This is a genomic window from Achromobacter semiaridum (assembly GCF_053543755.1).
Genome location: NZ_JBLVOL010000137.1, coordinates 254720 through 270233 on the forward strand (window position 1 = coordinate 254720; position 15514 = coordinate 270233).

18 protein-coding genes are annotated in these 15514 nt (G+C 66.8%); 8 read left to right on the plus strand and 10 right to left on the minus strand.

The genetic code is table 11. The annotated features are described in order from the left end of the window. Positions 1-149: 149 nt before the first annotated feature. The 7 genes from ACNPP0_RS29655 to cynS all read left to right on the plus strand — a co-directional run bounded on the left by ACNPP0_RS29655 (position 150) and on the right by cynS (position 7051). The gene (locus tag ACNPP0_RS29655) at positions 150-1442 is read left to right on the plus strand and encodes a phospholipase A (protein WP_448707897.1); all 1293 of its coding nucleotides are present in this window, start codon (positions 150-152) and stop codon (positions 1440-1442) included. 183 nt (positions 1443-1625) lie between these two features. Next, positions 1626-2762: a sensor histidine kinase gene (locus ACNPP0_RS29660; protein ID WP_332611673.1), complete on the plus strand. Its 1137-nt coding sequence runs from the start codon at positions 1626-1628 to the stop codon at positions 2760-2762. A gap of 7 nt (positions 2763-2769) precedes the next feature. Then, entirely contained in the window at positions 2770-3408 is a 639-nt protein-coding gene (locus ACNPP0_RS29665; RefSeq protein ID WP_046804855.1) for a response regulator, read from the plus strand. 134 nt (positions 3409-3542) lie between these two features. Continuing rightward, positions 3543-4955 (plus strand): CmpA/NrtA family ABC transporter substrate-binding protein, encoded by a 1413-nt coding sequence (locus ACNPP0_RS29670; protein WP_448707898.1) that lies wholly within the window; start codon positions 3543-3545, stop codon positions 4953-4955. Next, entirely contained in the window at positions 4955-5797 is an 843-nt protein-coding gene (gene ntrB / locus ACNPP0_RS29675) for a nitrate ABC transporter permease (RefSeq protein WP_104144089.1), read from the plus strand. The genes ACNPP0_RS29670 and ntrB overlap by 1 nt, the downstream gene beginning before the upstream one ends. A gap of 4 nt (positions 5798-5801) precedes the next feature. Then, the gene (locus ACNPP0_RS29680) at positions 5802-6596 is read left to right on the plus strand and encodes an ABC transporter ATP-binding protein (protein ID WP_104144090.1); all 795 of its coding nucleotides are present in this window, start codon (positions 5802-5804) and stop codon (positions 6594-6596) included. A gap of 11 nt (positions 6597-6607) precedes the next feature. Further along, positions 6608-7051 carry a cyanase gene (gene cynS, locus ACNPP0_RS29685; protein WP_332612030.1) on the plus strand — a complete coding sequence of 148 codons (444 nt, stop codon included), beginning with the start codon at positions 6608-6610 and terminating at the stop codon, positions 7049-7051. A gap of 143 nt (positions 7052-7194) precedes the next feature. Here cynS and pdxK read toward each other — a convergent pair whose 3' ends face one another. The 10 genes from pdxK to ACNPP0_RS29735 are packed head-to-tail and all read right to left on the minus strand — an operon-like array spanning position 7195 to position 15322. After that, positions 7195-8058 (minus strand): pyridoxine/pyridoxal/pyridoxamine kinase, encoded by an 864-nt coding sequence (pdxK, locus tag ACNPP0_RS29690; RefSeq protein ID WP_448707899.1) that lies wholly within the window; start codon positions 8056-8058, stop codon positions 7195-7197. 58 nt (positions 8059-8116) lie between these two features. Beyond that, complete coding sequence (locus ACNPP0_RS29695; protein ID WP_332611668.1) at positions 8117-8650, minus strand: RES family NAD+ phosphorylase; 534 nt, start codon at positions 8648-8650, stop codon at positions 8117-8119. After that, positions 8647-9111 carry an MbcA/ParS/Xre antitoxin family protein gene (locus ACNPP0_RS29700; protein WP_448707900.1) on the minus strand — a complete coding sequence of 155 codons (465 nt, stop codon included), beginning with the start codon at positions 9109-9111 and terminating at the stop codon, positions 8647-8649. Before ACNPP0_RS29700 ends, ACNPP0_RS29695 begins: the two co-directional genes overlap by 4 nt. Positions 9112-9124: 13 nt before the next feature. Further along, complete coding sequence (locus ACNPP0_RS29705) at positions 9125-10279, minus strand: peptidylprolyl isomerase (RefSeq protein WP_448707901.1); 1155 nt, start codon at positions 10277-10279, stop codon at positions 9125-9127. 26 nt (positions 10280-10305) lie between these two features. After that, entirely contained in the window at positions 10306-10779 is a 474-nt protein-coding gene (locus ACNPP0_RS29710) for a YbjN domain-containing protein (protein ID WP_332611664.1), read from the minus strand. Positions 10780-10825: 46 nt separating this feature from the next. After that, a complete protein-coding gene (locus ACNPP0_RS29715) occupies positions 10826-11518 on the minus strand; it encodes a DNA repair protein (protein ID WP_332611663.1) in 693 nt (230 codons plus the stop codon). A gap of 10 nt (positions 11519-11528) precedes the next feature. Continuing rightward, the gene (locus ACNPP0_RS29720; RefSeq protein WP_448707902.1) at positions 11529-13223 is read right to left on the minus strand and encodes a putative porin; all 1695 of its coding nucleotides are present in this window, start codon (positions 13221-13223) and stop codon (positions 11529-11531) included. Positions 13224-13259: 36 nt separating this feature from the next. Then, complete coding sequence (locus ACNPP0_RS29725; protein WP_332611661.1) at positions 13260-13973, minus strand: TonB C-terminal domain-containing protein; 714 nt, start codon at positions 13971-13973, stop codon at positions 13260-13262. A gap of 16 nt (positions 13974-13989) precedes the next feature. Beyond that, positions 13990-14409: an ExbD/TolR family protein gene (locus tag ACNPP0_RS29730; RefSeq protein ID WP_046804844.1), complete on the minus strand. Its 420-nt coding sequence runs from the start codon at positions 14407-14409 to the stop codon at positions 13990-13992. A 10-nt stretch (positions 14410-14419) separates the two neighbouring features. Next, positions 14420-15322 (minus strand): MotA/TolQ/ExbB proton channel family protein, encoded by a 903-nt coding sequence (locus ACNPP0_RS29735; RefSeq protein WP_448707903.1) that lies wholly within the window; start codon positions 15320-15322, stop codon positions 14420-14422. On the opposite strand from ACNPP0_RS29735, the gene ACNPP0_RS29740 reads away from it, so the two are divergent. Beyond that, positions 15321-15514, plus strand: a 194-nt coding sequence (locus ACNPP0_RS29740) for a hypothetical protein (RefSeq protein ID WP_448707904.1), incomplete at its 3' end; no start/stop codon positions are given. The genes ACNPP0_RS29735 and ACNPP0_RS29740 overlap by 2 nt on opposite strands.

Sequence of the window (15514 nt, forward strand, 5' to 3'; positions counted from 1 at the left end):
CCCGGGGCCTTGTGCATGGGTTTTGCCTGTTTGCGACACGCCGCGTAACGCCTGTTTATTACACCCCCTACATCCGATAAGCCTGCCTTACAAACAGTTGCGACGCGCGATGCTACATTGCCTCGTCACAAGAAAAACACACCGCAACCATGTCCTTACGCCGTCTTGCACCCCGCCGTTTCACTCTGCACGCCCTGACCGCCGCCGTTGCCCTCAGCGCCGCCGGCTCTGCCGCCGCGGGCGTCTCGTACCGCCTGGACCGCCCCTCGGCCGCCCCCGGCGAAACCGTCACCATCGAAGCCGTGTTCTTCAACGAAGGCAGCGCGCGCGCCAACTGGGAAGCCCCGCCGGAACTCGTTCTGCAATGGCGCAGCCAGGACGGCCAGATCGTCCGAAGCCTGGCCAAACTGGCCGGCGACCGCGCCAGCTACAGCGTGCCCGTCAACAACTTCGCGCGCATGGCGTGGACCGCCGTGGTGCCCAGCAGCGCCCACGGACTGCAAGCCGTCTCCATCGAAGGGCAACCGTCCATGATGGCGCTGGACGCCACCGGCCGCGCCGGCGGCACCATCGCCAGCCGCCCCGCCCAGGGCCCCGTGGTTGACGCACGCAGCGGCGAACCCGTACCCGTAGCCGCCGTCACCGCCGTCGGCGCTTCGCCCGAAGGCGGCCCCGCGCCCAACGCCGCCGTGGCACCCACCGTGCAACCGCAAACCGCGTTCGACCGCTTCCGCAGTTCCATCTCGGAATACAAGCCCGTCTACTTCGACATCGGCACGCGCGGCCAAACCACCGCCCGCTTCCAGATCAGCGCCAAGTACCGCCTGTTCAGCCCCGCCGGCGACCAGCCGGCCACCTGGGGCCAGAACTTCTACCTGGCCTATACCCAGACCTCGCTGTGGGATCTGCAAAGCGATTCGATGCCCTTCATCGATACGACCTTCAACCCCAGCGCCTTCTGGCTGTCGGACAACATCTGGCAGTCCGCCAACCAGAACTGGCGCTTTGGCATGAACACCGGGGTCGAGCACAGCTCGAACGGCAAGGACGGCGACGACTCGCGCTCACTTAACGACGGCTACATCGAACCGCGCTTCCACTACCGCTTTGACAGCGGCAGCACGCTGACCTTCGCCCCCAAGGTCAAGGCCTACTTCAGCGTGGCAGACGAAAACCGCGACTACGCCGACTACGCCGGCCGCGTCGACTGGCAGCTGCGTTGGGCGCAAGACAACGGCGCCGTGGTGTCCGCCATGTACCGCCAAGGCGACCAGAAGCGCCGCACGACGCAGCTGGACTTCGCGTGGCCCTTGCAGCGCACGTGGCTGAACATGAACGGCTATCTGCACTTGCAGTACTTCAACGGCTACGGCGAAACGCTGCTGGGCTACAACCAACGCAACGAATCGCAGTTCCGCGTGGGCCTGTCGCTGGTCCCGTAACGCAGCATCGCCACAAAGCGGTCTGCAACCCACGCAGACCGCCCTCACCTTCCCAAGCGGCCCGCCCCTTCGTGGGGCGCCCCCCCGCCGGCCGCGCGCCCCTTTGCAGGCCCTGCCCCAACACCGCCCCGTCGTCGTAAACTCCCTTTAAAAAAAAACACACAAGGGATCCAAGGCATAACCATGTTTGCCGACCTGAACCATCTATCCCATCATGCCGCCTGGCGCCGTCAGCTAGAAATGCTGTTGGAATCCGCCGGCGAAGGCATCTACGGGATCGACCTGCGCGGCCGCTGCATCTTCATCAACGGCGCGGGCGCCACCTTGCTTGGCTACACCCCCGACGAAGTCGTGGGCCGCAACATGCACTACCTGATCCACCACTCCCACGCCGACCGCGCCCTGATGCCCGTGCACGACTGCCGCATCTTCCAGGCCTTTCGCGAAGGTCGTGGCGTACGCGTTGACGACGAAGTGCTCTGGCGTCGCGACGGCTCCTGCTTTGACGCCCAGTACGCCTCATACCCCATCCGCAACGACGGCGAAGTGGTGGGCGCCGTCGTTACCTTTTCCGACATCACCGACCGCAAACGCATCGAACGCGAACTGCACAGCACCCAGGCCCTGCTTGAACGCCGCGTTGGCGAACGCACCGCCGAACTCAGCAATGCCCACGATTCGCTGCGGCGCCTGTCTTCGCACCTGTCCACCCTGCGCGAAGAAGAACGCGCCCACATCGCCCGCAACATCCACGACGATCTCGGCGCGTCATTCACCGCCCTGCAACTGGACCTGAACTGGCTGCGCCGCCAGCTTGGCGCCACCCCCGCCCTGCAATCCCACGTCGATCGCATGCTGGAAGTCACCCAGACCGCCATGGGCGCCACCCGCCGCATCCTCAGCGACCTGCGCCCCGTCGTCCTTGACCACCTGGGCCTGTGGGCCGCCCTGGAAACCCTGCTGCAAGACCTCCAGACCCGCACCGGCCTGCAATGCCGCTACCTGTGCCCGCCCGACACCGAACGCCGCCGCCTTGACCGCAACGCTGAAATCGCCGTCTACCGCATCGTCCAGGAACTGCTGACCAACGTGCAACGCCACGCCTGCGCCCGCAGCGTCAGCGTCAGCGCCGTCTGGAGCGACGACGGCCTGTTGCTGACCGTTGAAGACGACGGCATCGGCATGCAGCTGCCCGAAGCCCGCCACACCTTCGGCATCCTGGGCATGCGCGAACGCGCGCGCGGCATCGGCGGCGATCTTGCGCTGGACAGCGCGCCCGGCGCCGGCATGCGCGCCCGCCTGCGGCTCAATCCCACCTGACACTCCCATGGCCCTGAACCTGCTTATCGTCGACGACCACCTCATCATCCGGCGCGGCCTGGCCCGCATCCTGGAAGAAGACCCGCGCGTCGCTCTCGTGCACGAGGCCGCCGATGCCCCATCGGCCCTGCGCGCCCTGCGCCAGACCCGTTACGACGCCATGGTGCTGGACGTGGCGCTGGGCGAACGCGACGGCCTGGACGTCCTGAAAACCGTGCGCGCCGACTACCCCGCGCTGGGCGTCGTCATGCTGTCCGTCTACCCCGAAACCCAGTTTGCCGTGCGCGCCCTGCGCACCGGCGCGCACGCCTACCTGAACAAAGGCTGCGACCCCGACGAGCTCCTGTCCGCCCTGGTCAACGCCGCCGCCGGCAAGCTCTACGTGACCCCCGCCGTCGCCGAACTGCTGGCCCACACCGTACGCCAGGACAGCACCCGCCCCCCGCACGAACAACTGTCCAACCGCGAATTCCAGGTCTTGCAACTGCTGGTCGCGGGGCGATCCGTCTCCGCCATCGGCGAACAGCTGGCGCTGTCCGTCAACACCATTTCCACCTACCGCAGCCGCATCTTTGAAAAGCTGGGCGTGCGCACCCTGGTCGAGCTGGTCGCCTACGCCAACACGCACCAGCTGGGTGCGATTTAGCCCCCTGGCGCACCAGCGCGGCGCGCCCGCGCACCGCGTAGTACGCGCACTACACGCATATCGTCGAACCCGGGATACCGGTGCCGCGCGCCCGGCCCCATGATGGCTCCAACCCTTCTGGCCGGAGCCATCCCATGTCCCTATTCAGCAACCCGTTCGATGCCATCAGCCGCCTTGCCTGCGGTTGTGGCCGCCACGCCTCGCAGGCCGACCACGAACGCGCCGCGCAATCGGCCACGGAGGCAGCCGCCGCGCTTGCCCGCCAAGGCACCGCCCAACTCCGCGCCAGCCACGACGACACCACGAGCAACGCCGTCGACCAGGCCGTCATGCGCGCCCTGTTCCCGCAAGACGCCCTGCGCCGCCGCTTCCTGCGCGCCGTCGGCAGCAGCACCGCCATGGCCGCCATCGCGTCGATCTTTCCGCTGGCCGCGGCCCGCGAAGCCTTCGCGCAATCCACCGGCCCGCTGGAAAAGCAAAAACTGAAAGTCGGCTTCATCCCCATCACCTGCGCCACGCCCATCATCATGGCGCACCCGATGGGGTTTTACGCCAAGCAAGGCCTGGACGTAGAAGTCGTCAAGACCGCCGGCTGGGCGCTGATTCGCGACAAAGCCATGTCCGGCGAATACGACGCCGCCCACATGTTGTCGCCCATGCCGCTGGCCATCTCGATGGGCGTGGGCGCCAGCCGCGCCGTGCCGTGGACCATGCCCGCCGTTGAAAACATCAACGGCCAGGCCATCACCCTGTCCATGAAACACAAAGACCGGCGCGACCCCAAAGACTGGAAGGGCTTCAAGTTTGCCGTCCCGTTCGACTTTTCCATGCACAACTACCTGTTGCGCTACTACCTGGCCGAACACGGCCTGGACCCTGACACCGACGTGCAGATCCGTTCCGTGCCGCCCCCCGAAATGGTCGCCAACCTGCGGGCCGACAACATCGACGGCTTTCTTGCGCCCGACCCGGTCAACCAACGCGCCGTGTACGACGGCGTCGGCTTCATCCATACCTTGTCCAAAGCCATCTGGGACGGCCACCCCTGCTGCGCGTTTTCCGCCAGCAAGGAATTCGTGACGGCCATGCCCAACACCTATCAGGCCCTGCTCAAGTCCATCATCGAAGCCACCGCCTACGCCCGCGACGCCGCGCATCGCAAGGAAATCGCGTCCGTCATTGCCGCCCCCAACTACCTGAACCAGCCCGTCACCGTCGTTGAACAAGTGCTGACCGGCACCTATGCCGATGGTCTGGGCAAAGTGCTGACCGACCCCAACCGCATCGACTTCGATCCCATGCCGTGGCAATCGTTTGCCGTGTGGATCCTGACGCAGATGAAGCGCTGGGGCCAGGTCAAGGGCGACATCGATTACCAGAAGGTGGCGGCCGACGTCTTCCTGGCTACCGACGCCGTGCGCCTGATGCGCGAAGCCGGCCTGACCCCGCCCGCTGAATCGGCCAAGACCTTCAGCGTCATGGGCAAGCCGTTTGATCCGTCGCAGCCCGAGGCCTATCTGGCCAGCTTCAAGATCCGGAGGACCTGATGCGGTCCGTGCAATATTGGCGGGCAACGTTTCTGTCCGTTGCGTTGTTCCTGGCGTTTTTGCTGCTTTGGCACGCCGCCACCCGCCCCGACACCGGCGGCGTGGCGGTGGACCCGGCTTATGCCGCGCTGGTCGGCAACGCCGCGGCCAGCGGGTCGAAGACGCCGTTTCCCGGCCCCGCCGAGGTCGGGGAAAAGCTGTGGCAACACATCAAGGACCCCTTCTACGACCGCGGCCCCAACGACAAAGGCATCGGCGTGCAGCTGGCGTATTCGGTGGCGCGCGTCTTGACCGGTTTCAGCCTGGCCGCGCTGGTGGCCATCCCGCTGGGGTTTTTGATCGGCATGTCCAAGACCGTCTACCGCGCGTTCGACCCCTTCATCCAGGTGCTCAAGCCGATCTCGCCGCTGGCCTGGATGCCGCTGGCGCTATACACCATCAAGGACGCCGACACCTCCGCCATCTTCGTCATCTTCATCTGCTCGTTGTGGCCGATGCTGGTGAACACCGCCTTCGGCGTGGGTGCGGTACGGCAGGACTGGTTGAACGTGGCGCGCACGCTGGAAGTGTCGCGCCTGCGCACCGCCTTGCAGGTGATTTTGCCCGCCGCCGCGCCCACCATCATGACCGGCATGCGCATCTCGGTCGGCATTGCGTGGCTGGTCATCGTGGCCGCCGAAATGCTGATAGGCGGCACCGGCATCGGCTACTTCGTCTGGAACGAATGGAACAACCTGTCCATCGCCAACATCATCTGCGCGATATTTTTCATCGGCCTGATCGGCATGCTGCTGGACACCGTGCTGGCACGCGCCGCGCGGCTGGTCAGCTATCGGGAATAACGCCATGAGCCATGCATTTCTGCAAGTCCAGGGCCTGGGCAAACGCTATCCCGGACGTAATGGGCAGCCGCAAGCGCCGGTGTTCGAGAACATCGACTTCGATATCGAACAGGGCCAGTTCGTCTGCGTGATCGGCCATTCCGGCTGCGGCAAGACCACCATCCTGAATGTGCTGGCCGGCATCGACGACACCAATGAAGGCGTCGTCATCATGGACGGCCGCCAGATCTCCGGCCCCTCGCTGGAACGCGGCGTGGTGTTCCAGGCGCACGCATTGCTGCCTTGGCTGACGGCGCTGCAAAACGTGGAATTCGGCGTGCGCTCACGTTGGCCCGCGTACAGCCGCGATCAGGTGCGCGAACACAGCATGCGTTACCTGGACATGGTGGGCCTGGCGCATGCGGCCGCCAAGAAGCCCAGCGAATTGTCGGGCGGCATGAAGCAGCGCGTGGGCATCGCCCGTGCCTTCGCCATCCAGCCCAAGATGCTGTTGCTGGACGAGCCCTTTGGCGCACTGGACGCGCTGACGCGCGGCACCATCCAGGACGAGCTGCGCGCCATCGTGCAGCAGACGCGCCAGACCGTATTCATGATCACGCACGATGTGGACGAAGCCATCTTGCTGTCGGACCGCATCCTGCTCATGAGCGCGGGCCCCTACGCCCGCATTGCCGAGTCCGTCAGCGTGGACCTGCCGCGCGACCGGACCCGCGCCAGCCTGCATCACGAACCCCGCTACTACGACATCCGTAACCATCTCGTCGACTTCCTGGTCGACAAGGCATCCCACAAGGAGTGAACCCCATCATGATGTCCCGCGCTGAAGTGACCGAACTGGTCGTTACCCGCAAGCTGGAAAAGAAGCTGTCCTGGACCGCCATCGCCGAAGCCGTCGGCCAAAGCAAGGAATGGACCACCGCCGCGCTGCTGGGCCAGATGACGCTGACCGAGGAACAGGCGCTGGCCGCCGCCCGCATCCTGGACCTGCCCGACGACGCCGTGGTGCAGCTGCAAGTGGTGCCCTACAAGGGCTCGCTGCCCAGCACCGTGCCGACCGACCCGCTGATCTACCGCTTCTACGAACTGATCAACGTCTACGGCACGACGTTCAAGGCGCTGATCAACGAAGAATTTGGCGACGGCATCATGAGCGCCATCGATTTCAAGATGGACCTGTCGCGCGAAGCGGACCCCAAGGGCGACCGCGTGCAGATCGTGATGAGCGGCAAATTCCTGCCGTACAAGACGTATTGAACGATTGCGCCGCAGCGCGGCTGTGTAGAGGGCGGGGGCGGGGCGGGGGCGGGTCCGGGGCCACGGCTGCGGCGGGGGCTAGGGCTGCGGCTCGCGGCTTCGGCTTGGCGACTGCGCCCGGACGCTAGGGGTGGGCGCTTCGCCTATTCTTCCACCGCCAGCTCTTCCCAGCCCAGCTCGCGCGTGCGCCGTAGCGCGGACGTGACCTCGTCGGCGGCCTCGCGCACCGCGTCCACCAGGTCCAGCCCGGTCAACAGCCGGGCGGTGACGCTGGCCATGAACACGTCGCCGGTGCCATGCACAGACGGCGGGATGGCGATTTCCGGGTGCGTCACCACGCTGACCTGGTCCTGCGTCACCACCGCCAGCTGCAAGGAGCCGGGTGCCGCCACCATCGGCGCGGCGCTGGTCACGACGATCCACTTCGGTCCCAGCGCCATCAGTTCGCGCGCGGCCGCCGCGACCTCGTCGATGGTCGACAACGCCCGCCCCACCAGCATCTCAAGTTCGAAATGGTTCGGCGTCATGCCGTCGGCCAAGGGCACCAGCAGGTCGCGGTACTGCGCGACCAGGCCCGCGTCCACATACAGCCCGTCGTTGCGGTCGCCCATGACCGGATCGATATGCACGCGCACGTCCGGCCGCATGGCGCGCAGTGCCGGCAGCCAGCTGGCCAGCAAGTCCGCCTGCCCCGGCTGCCCCAGATAGCCGCACACCACGGCGCGCGCCACGCGCGTCACGCCGCGTTCGTCCAGCCCTTTCAATAGCCCGGCAAACCAGTCCAGCGGCACGGCACCGCCATGCAGCGTCGGGTAGTGCGGCGTGTTGCTGAGAAGAACCGTCGGCACCGCGATGGCGCGCAGCCCGGCGCGGCGAAAGATCGGCATGGCCGCGTTGTTGCCCACGTAGCCGTAGACCACTTGCGACTGGATCGAAATGATGTCCACCTGCGCGGTGGTGGCGGGCAACGCTGCGCCGGCGGTAAGGGCAGCGGAGATGACGGTCATACGGCGGGCTCCTGACGGAACAAAGTTGCATGCGGCGTAGCGCCGGCTGTGCAACATTCTAGTCCCGCGCGGCGCCTTCGATGGCAGCGGCCGAGCCATCCCGCGCCCCGCCCTCGCCGGCGGCGGCCAGCCAATCGGCGCCATCGCGTATCGCTTTGGCCATGGCGCCCAGGTGCGGCGCATAGGGATAGGCGGACGACGCGGTGACGCGGCACTGCGCCATGTCGGGATGCGCGGTGTTAAGCAGGTACTGAAAGCCGCCAGACGCAGCCGGCACGCGCAGCAGCAATGACTGGCCGCTGGCTACCCACGCGTCGCCTATCGCGCGGGTGGCGCGCAGGTCCGTCTGCCAAGGCATGGGCGCGTCCGCCACGCTGACCGAACGGCCGGGCGTGGTCACCGACAGCAAGTGATAGCCGCGCGGCAAGGCGTCGGGGTGCGCAAGCTCGGCCAACACCAGCCGCGCCAGCACCGCCGCCGCCGGGCTGGCCTCCAGCACGATGACCGGCACGCCCGCGCCATGCCAGCGGCCGGCCGGGCAGGCGCGCGGCTGTAAATCCCGGGCATTGCTCAAGCGCCACAGCAGCATCATGGTCCGTTGCCTTCGTCGATATCGATCAGCCAGCTTTCAATGAACCCGGCATAGCGCCCGTGCTGGCACAGCAGCAGGGGCACCCGGCCCAGCAGCCGGCGCTTGGGGCTGCGCAGCCAGCGCTGCGCCTCATCCCGGCCGCCAAATACCAGCTCGGCCAGCCACACCACCCGCAGCGCGTGATACAGCGCCCGCAGGTCGGACACGTCCAGGCCGATTGCCATGCCGGGCTCCGGTGGCCATAACGGCAGCAGCGGAAACCAGCGCGCCACGTCTTCCGGGAACGTCTGGCGCAATGCCTGCAACAGCGGCGCGGCGCCCTGCAACGTAGACGGTGCGCGAGTCGCGCCCAGGGCCTGCGTTAGCCGCAGGTCCAACGCCAGCGTGACGCCGTGGTCAGCCGCGGCGTTCGCCGCGCGGGGCGGTTGGTGGATCACCGTGCGTGCCTGCGCAACGTCCACGCCCAACGCCGGCTTACGGAGCGCGGGCGACGGAGGCGGGGCCGGGCGTTGCCGCCGTGCTTTGCTCGAACGCGGCGTTGAGCGCTGCGCCATCGATACTGACGGTTCCGGCATTCAGCAAGCCCTCCATGTAGGCCCGCGCGGCCAATTCCTGACGTTGGCTGCGCAGCGCCGCGCGCAGTTGTTGGCTGACCTGATCGAACGGCGTCACGCCCGCCGGTTGCAACGCCGTCAGCTTCAAGATGTGAAAGCCGGCCGCCGACTGCACCGGCGCCGACACGTCGCCAGCCTTCATCTGCTGGACCACCGGACGCATTTCCGGCGTCAATTGCGCCAGGGGCACGAAGCCGATGTCACCGCCTTGCGCCCGCGTCGTCTCGTCGCGGGAATTGGCCTGCGCCAGCGCCGCGAAGTCGGCCTTGGGCGCCTGGGCGCGCTTGGCCAGGTCCTGCGCCTGCTTGCGCGCAGCGGCGACCGCGTCGGCATCGCCCAGCGGCGCGGGCAGGAAGATCTGGCTGACGTGGTACTGCGCGGGCACGGTCAGCTGCGGCTTGGCGCGTTCGTAGGCGGCTTGCAGATCGGCGTTGGTGGGGTAGCCATCCGGCGCACGGCTGACCGAGTCCAGATAGCTTTGCATCACGATGCGCTCCTCGGCCGCCTGCACTGCACGGCGGATGTCGGGCTGATCCTGCCAGCCCTGCGCACGCGCCTGTTCGATCAGCGCCTTCTCGGCAAGACGGGCACGCAGCCAATGCTCCAGCCCCGCCCGGTTGTCCTGCAACTGCTGGCGCGCTTGCGGCGGCAAGGCCTGCAATTGGCGCATCAGCTCGTCGCGACCAACCCGTACGGCGCCTAGCGTGGCAATGGCCGTGGCTTGGGTCTGCGGCGAGTTCGATTGCGATTTGGCGGTGGCGTTAGAAGATGGCGCGGCGGCGGCCGCCGTGGCGGCGAGCGCTCGGGCCGTAGCCGAGCCGGGGGCGGGTACGGGTACGGGAGCGGGAGCTGAAGCCGATGCGGGCGCTGGCGCCGAAGCCGCGGCCGTGGACGATGCCTCGCCGCTTTGCGCGTCGTTGCCGCGCATCAACGCCACCGCGCCCGCCAGAACGGCGATCAGCAACACGGCCGCCGTGACGCGCAGCCGTTTGTTGGCGCTCAGGGTCTGGTTCATGGTTCTATCCCTTCTGGCAATTAACGTTACACAATCGCCAACGATTCAGCCGGGGTTTGCACCGCATTCGCATCCTCCTGCGCCGACGCATTGGCGCGCAGGAACAGCAAAAACTCTTGCAGCAGCCGGTCCCACAATTCCGTCGTGGCGCGCAGATACGATTCCGACACGCCGCCCGCCACGATCACGTCCAGTTCCAGCACCAGGAACACGCCCTGCACCGTCAGCCGGGCAAAGCGCTTTTCCACGTTCCAGCGCTCGGCCAGGCCGGCGGGCACGTCGCCCTGCACGCGCAACGCGCAGCTCAGCGTGTAGTCCAGAAAATGGCCGTCCTGCTCGGCCGGGTTGCCCATGCGGGCGGCAAAGCCAACGCCCTGGCTGGCGCTCAACAACTGCACCATGCCGTTCTGCTCGGACAGCGTGACGCGGTAGCCCACGGATTGCAGCAACGCTTGCAGGCGTTCGGCGTCGACATCAAGGATCAAGCTGGTTTCGGTCATTCTCAAGGTCCTGAAAAATGGGATGAAGCGATCTGGGAAAGCAAGGCTACGGGCGCGACGTTGCAGCGGCTTGACTGCCCGGCACCTGCGCGTCGTACAGCTTGTCGCCATAGGTCTGCGCCTGCTCTTCGAACTGCACGCGCGCCTTGCCGGCAAAGGGCTGCTTGATGGCCAGGATGTCGCCGGTGCTGATGCGTTCGTAGGCGTTCAGAATTTCCTTGCCCGCCTCGTACATCTGGCGGTTCCTGGCCACGCAGGTCTTGATGTCGTCATCACGCAGCGCCACCGTGCGGGCCAGCGCGGCGCGCTCGGCTTCCTTGGCGCGCGACAAGGTCAGGAGTTCGTCGTACGCGCCCTTGAACTTGCCCAGCTGCGCCTGGCTGGCCGCGACCTGGGCTTGCGCGGCTTGCGCCACGGCGTCCTGTTGCCCGGCCAGCTTTTCGGCTTGGCCACGGCTCTTGGCCAGCTGCGCGCGCAGCAGCTCCAGCTCTTTCTGCGCGGCGTCGCGTTGGGTTTCGGCGGCCGTCTTGGCTGCGTTGATCTGCGCCTGTTCGCTTTGCAGTTGCTGTAGCTGCTGCGTGGTGCTGCGCAACTGCGCCCGCAGGCGCTCTTCCATGCTTTCGGCTCGCGCGCCGCCCGCCACGCTCAAGCCGGCCGCGCACAAGGCCACGGCCGCCGCCAAGCGCCGCCCGCGTCCCGCCGTGGCCGCATGGCGGGATTCATCCCAAACGGTATGCATGTCCATGGCCTTAGAACCTGGCGTTGATTTCAAACTGCATCGTGTCGATGGCCAAGGGCGGACCGTAGATCTCCTTGGTGCTCATCCAGCGGAATACGCCGTACACGTTCTTCTCGAACGCGTAGCCCGCGCCGATGTAGTAGCCGCGCGCGTTGGTGCCGCCCTGGTGGAACGACGAATCGTTAAAGGCGTCGGGCAGTGCGTCCGGCTGGATGTACTTGTAGCCAACGAAGGCCAGCCAATCACCCTTGTCCTTCAAGTCATACGAGCGCCCCAGCGTGGCTTGCAGCATCCAGGCGTTGGGGCCGCTTTCGATGTCGCCGTTGTCGCCGAAGTTGTTGACGATGTAGCCTTGCGAGCGGCTCGCCATCTTGTTCTTGCTGTAGGCCAGGTTGCGGATGTAGTTGCCGTTCAGACGCAGGCCCAGGCCATCGAACACGCGCGTGTCCCACCGCAGGTTCAGGTCCAGCAGGTCAAACTTGGACGCCAGGCCCACGTATTGCGGCTGCGGCGTGTCGGCCGGGTTAAGCGGGTTGGGCGCGATGTTGCGCAGCAGGAACAGCGTGTTGCCCTTTTGCATGAATGCCGGGCGCGACCAGTCGGTGTCGCAGTTTTCGGCTCCGGCCCAGGGCGAACATGAGCTGGATCGTTGGCCCGCGATGTTGTCGAAGTGGTAGTAGGCCAGCGCGCCGCGCAGGCTGTTCTGGTTGTTGATCTTCCAGTCGGCGCCTACCTGTGCGCCCAGCAGCCATTTATTTTCCGTTTCGCCTTCGCTCATCGACGATGAGCTCCAGCCGTTGTTCGCGTATTCCGTCGCGAACGCGCCCAGCGTGCCGAACAGCGTCACGTCGCGGCCTTGCAGCGGGTGCTTGAAGATCGCGGCGATACCGTCAAAGTTCAGATCATTGGAGAACAACGTATCGGTGGATTCGAACGGGTTGGCGATGCGCCCGCCGGTCACCGTGGCCCATTTGGCCGGGCGATAGGTCAGGTAGGCCTGGTCCAGCCAGATGTCTTTTTTGCCCATGCCGCCGCCCAGCGTCTGCGAGGTGGAAACCGGGCTGTCGTCGCTGCCGGTGGCCAGCCGGATGCCGGCCGTCCAGGCATCCGAGATTTCGGCGCGCACGCCCAGGCGGGCGCGGATGCGCAGCTGGTTGCGGCGGTCTTCGCGCGTATTCAACATGGGCGGATAGCCGCCGTTGGTATTGGGGTTGACGTCGTATGGCCCCTTGGCGTTCAGCTTGGCGAAGTCGGTGATTTCATTGCTGTTGCCACCGTTGTACAGGCGCGATTCGTCGCGCACCCGCACATCGCCTTCCACCGTGATGCGCGATACCCAGTCCGGAAACGTGTTGGGTTGCGCCCAGTTTTCTTCCTTGGCCTGCACCATGACTTCCGCCTTGACCTCGTCGCGGATCTGGTCGCGCACGGTCTGCGGGATGTAGGGCACGCGCACATCGCCGGCCTGCGCCACGGCGGCGCCCCGGTCCGGCGTGGCCTGGCGGGCCGCCTTCGCTTCGGCTTCCGCCTGCGCGCCCAGCGCATTGGCCTGTTCGGGCTTGAGCACGCCTTGCTGCACCAGCAGGCGGATCAGGTTGATGGTGGCGTTCTCGGACGGCGCGGGCGCGCTGTGCGCCGGCGGGCAGGCGGCGCCCGCCACGGCCAACGCCAGCGATACCGCCAACCGGTTCAAAGGGAACTTCATGCTGTTGTCACTCCAGGATCAATTCAATTTGGAACATCAAGACGGGCGGCGGCCAGTCAGCGACGCGCGGATGGGCATGTTGGCCGAGGCCGGCGGGCGTTCGTCCAAGCCCGGCACCGCGCGCAAGGCGGCGATCACGCGGGCGTCGACGTCGGCGTCACCGCTGCCGCGCGTCAATTCAACGCGGGTGATCTGGCCGGCCGCCGTCAGCCAGATGTTGGCTTGCAGGCGGAAGGTCAGGTTGCGGGTGCGTTCGTCTTCGCGCAGGATCTTTTGCAGCGCATAGGCCAGGTACTGGCTGTAGGACGCGTTGCCCGCGCGGCCACCACCGCCGCCCGACATGCCCTTGCCCTGCCCCGCGCCGATGTTGAAGGCGTCGCTGCCGGCCTGCGCATCGCCGTCGATCTGCATCGGGTTAGCCAGGTCGTCAGCCGGACGCGGCGGCGCCTCGTCCTGCGGCTTGGGCGGTTCAGGCGTGGGCTGCGGCTCGGGCTCCGGCGTGGCCACGGGCTCTTCCTTCGGCGGCTCGGTTTCCGGCGGCTTTTCAGGTTCGGGCGGCGGCGGCGGCGGCGGGGGCAGCGGGATGATGGCCGTGACCTTCGGCGCATCGCGCCGAACGCCGGACATATCGTTGGCCCAGCGCCAAAGCGCATAGGCCGCCACGACGGCCACCACCGCCACGGCCGCCAGCTTCAGCCAGCGGCGCGCCGGATGCGGCCCGCGCAAGGGATCGGATGCGTGTTGCGACATGACGTGGTTCCCGGCCCTATTGCGGCTTGCCGGTGACCAGGCCGACCTGCGCAAGCTCCAGGCGGCGCAGCAGGTCCAGCACTTCCACGACCTTCTGGTATTGCACGGCGGCATCGCCGCGCACAATCACCGGGAAGTCGGGGTTCAGCGCTTTCTCGGTACGCAGCCGGTCTTCCAGTTCGGGCAAGGTGACCGGGTAGGCGTCCAGGAATACCTGGCCGGCGTCGTTGACGGATATCGCCTTGGTCTTGGGCTGCGACAACGCCATGGTTGAACTGGCCTTGGGCAGGTTGACCTTGATGCCGGCAATCTGCGCGGTGGCGGTCAGGATGAACATGACCAGCACAACCATCAGCACATCGACCAGCGGCGTGATGTTGATGCCGTCAACAGGCGCGTCGTCATCATCGTCCTGCGAGGTGGATACGGAAGCCATGCGTTGCTCCTTACGCTTGGGCGGGCGCGAGCTGCGCTTCGCGCACGGCGGGATGGCCGGGGGCAGGCACACGCGGGGCGGCGTGATGCGCCGCTTCCTGCGCCTGGGTTTCGCCGTGCACTTCGGCCAGGCGCGTGATGAATTCGTCGACGAACACGCGCATGTCGGCGCTGACTTCCTTGTTGCGCGACACCAGGCGGTTGTAGCCAAACAGCGCGGGGATGGCCACGAACAGGCCCATCGCGGTGGCCAGCAAGGCGGCGGCCATGCCCGGGGCAATGGCGTTGATGTTCACGTCGCCCGCCATCGCCGTGCCCAGGAACACGACCATGATGCCCAGCACCGTGCCCAGCAGGCCGATGTACGGGCCGCCCGCGATTGCGTTCGACAACGAGCCCAGCTTGGAACCCAGCGCCAGGTTTTCCTTGGTGCGCACGGCGTCCATCGATGCGCGGATGGCTTCGATGGTGGCGGCCGAGATCGACGTGGTGTCGGCGCCCTGCGCGCGGCGCGTGCGGATTTCGTTGATGGCTACGCGGTACAGGCGCCACAACGAGGCGTTCGCCAGGCGCTGGGCCAAGGCGTTGTCATCGGCCAGCAGTTCCAGCCGTTGCCCGACCGTGGCGAAGCTGTCGCGAAACGCCTCGTTGGCGGCGGCCACGCGCGCCACGTTGCGGCTTTTCTTGAACATGATGATCCAGGACTGCACCATCATCAGCACCAGCACGCCGATGATGATCCAGGCGTCGATCGGCACGGCCTTGAGCAGAAAGCCCAGCCCGCCAAAACCGAAGCCCGACTGCTCTTCGTCGGCGCCGTAAGTCACCAGGCGCGACTCGGCGCCTTGCGAGGCGGCGTCGGCGTGGATCAGCGCGGCGGGGCGCGCCACCTTGGACAGGCGCACTTCGTCCATGGCGCCCACGAACGGCGCGTATACCGGACGCGGCGCGGCGGTGGGCGCGGCGGCGTCGGCGGATGCCGCACCGGTCGCGGTATTCGCGGTATTCGCGGAGTTCGCGGAGTTCGCGGAATTCGCGGTATTCGTCGCCGGCGTGGCAGGCGCCGCCGCAGTGGCCGACGTCGCGGAGGCGGCCGGCATCGGCAC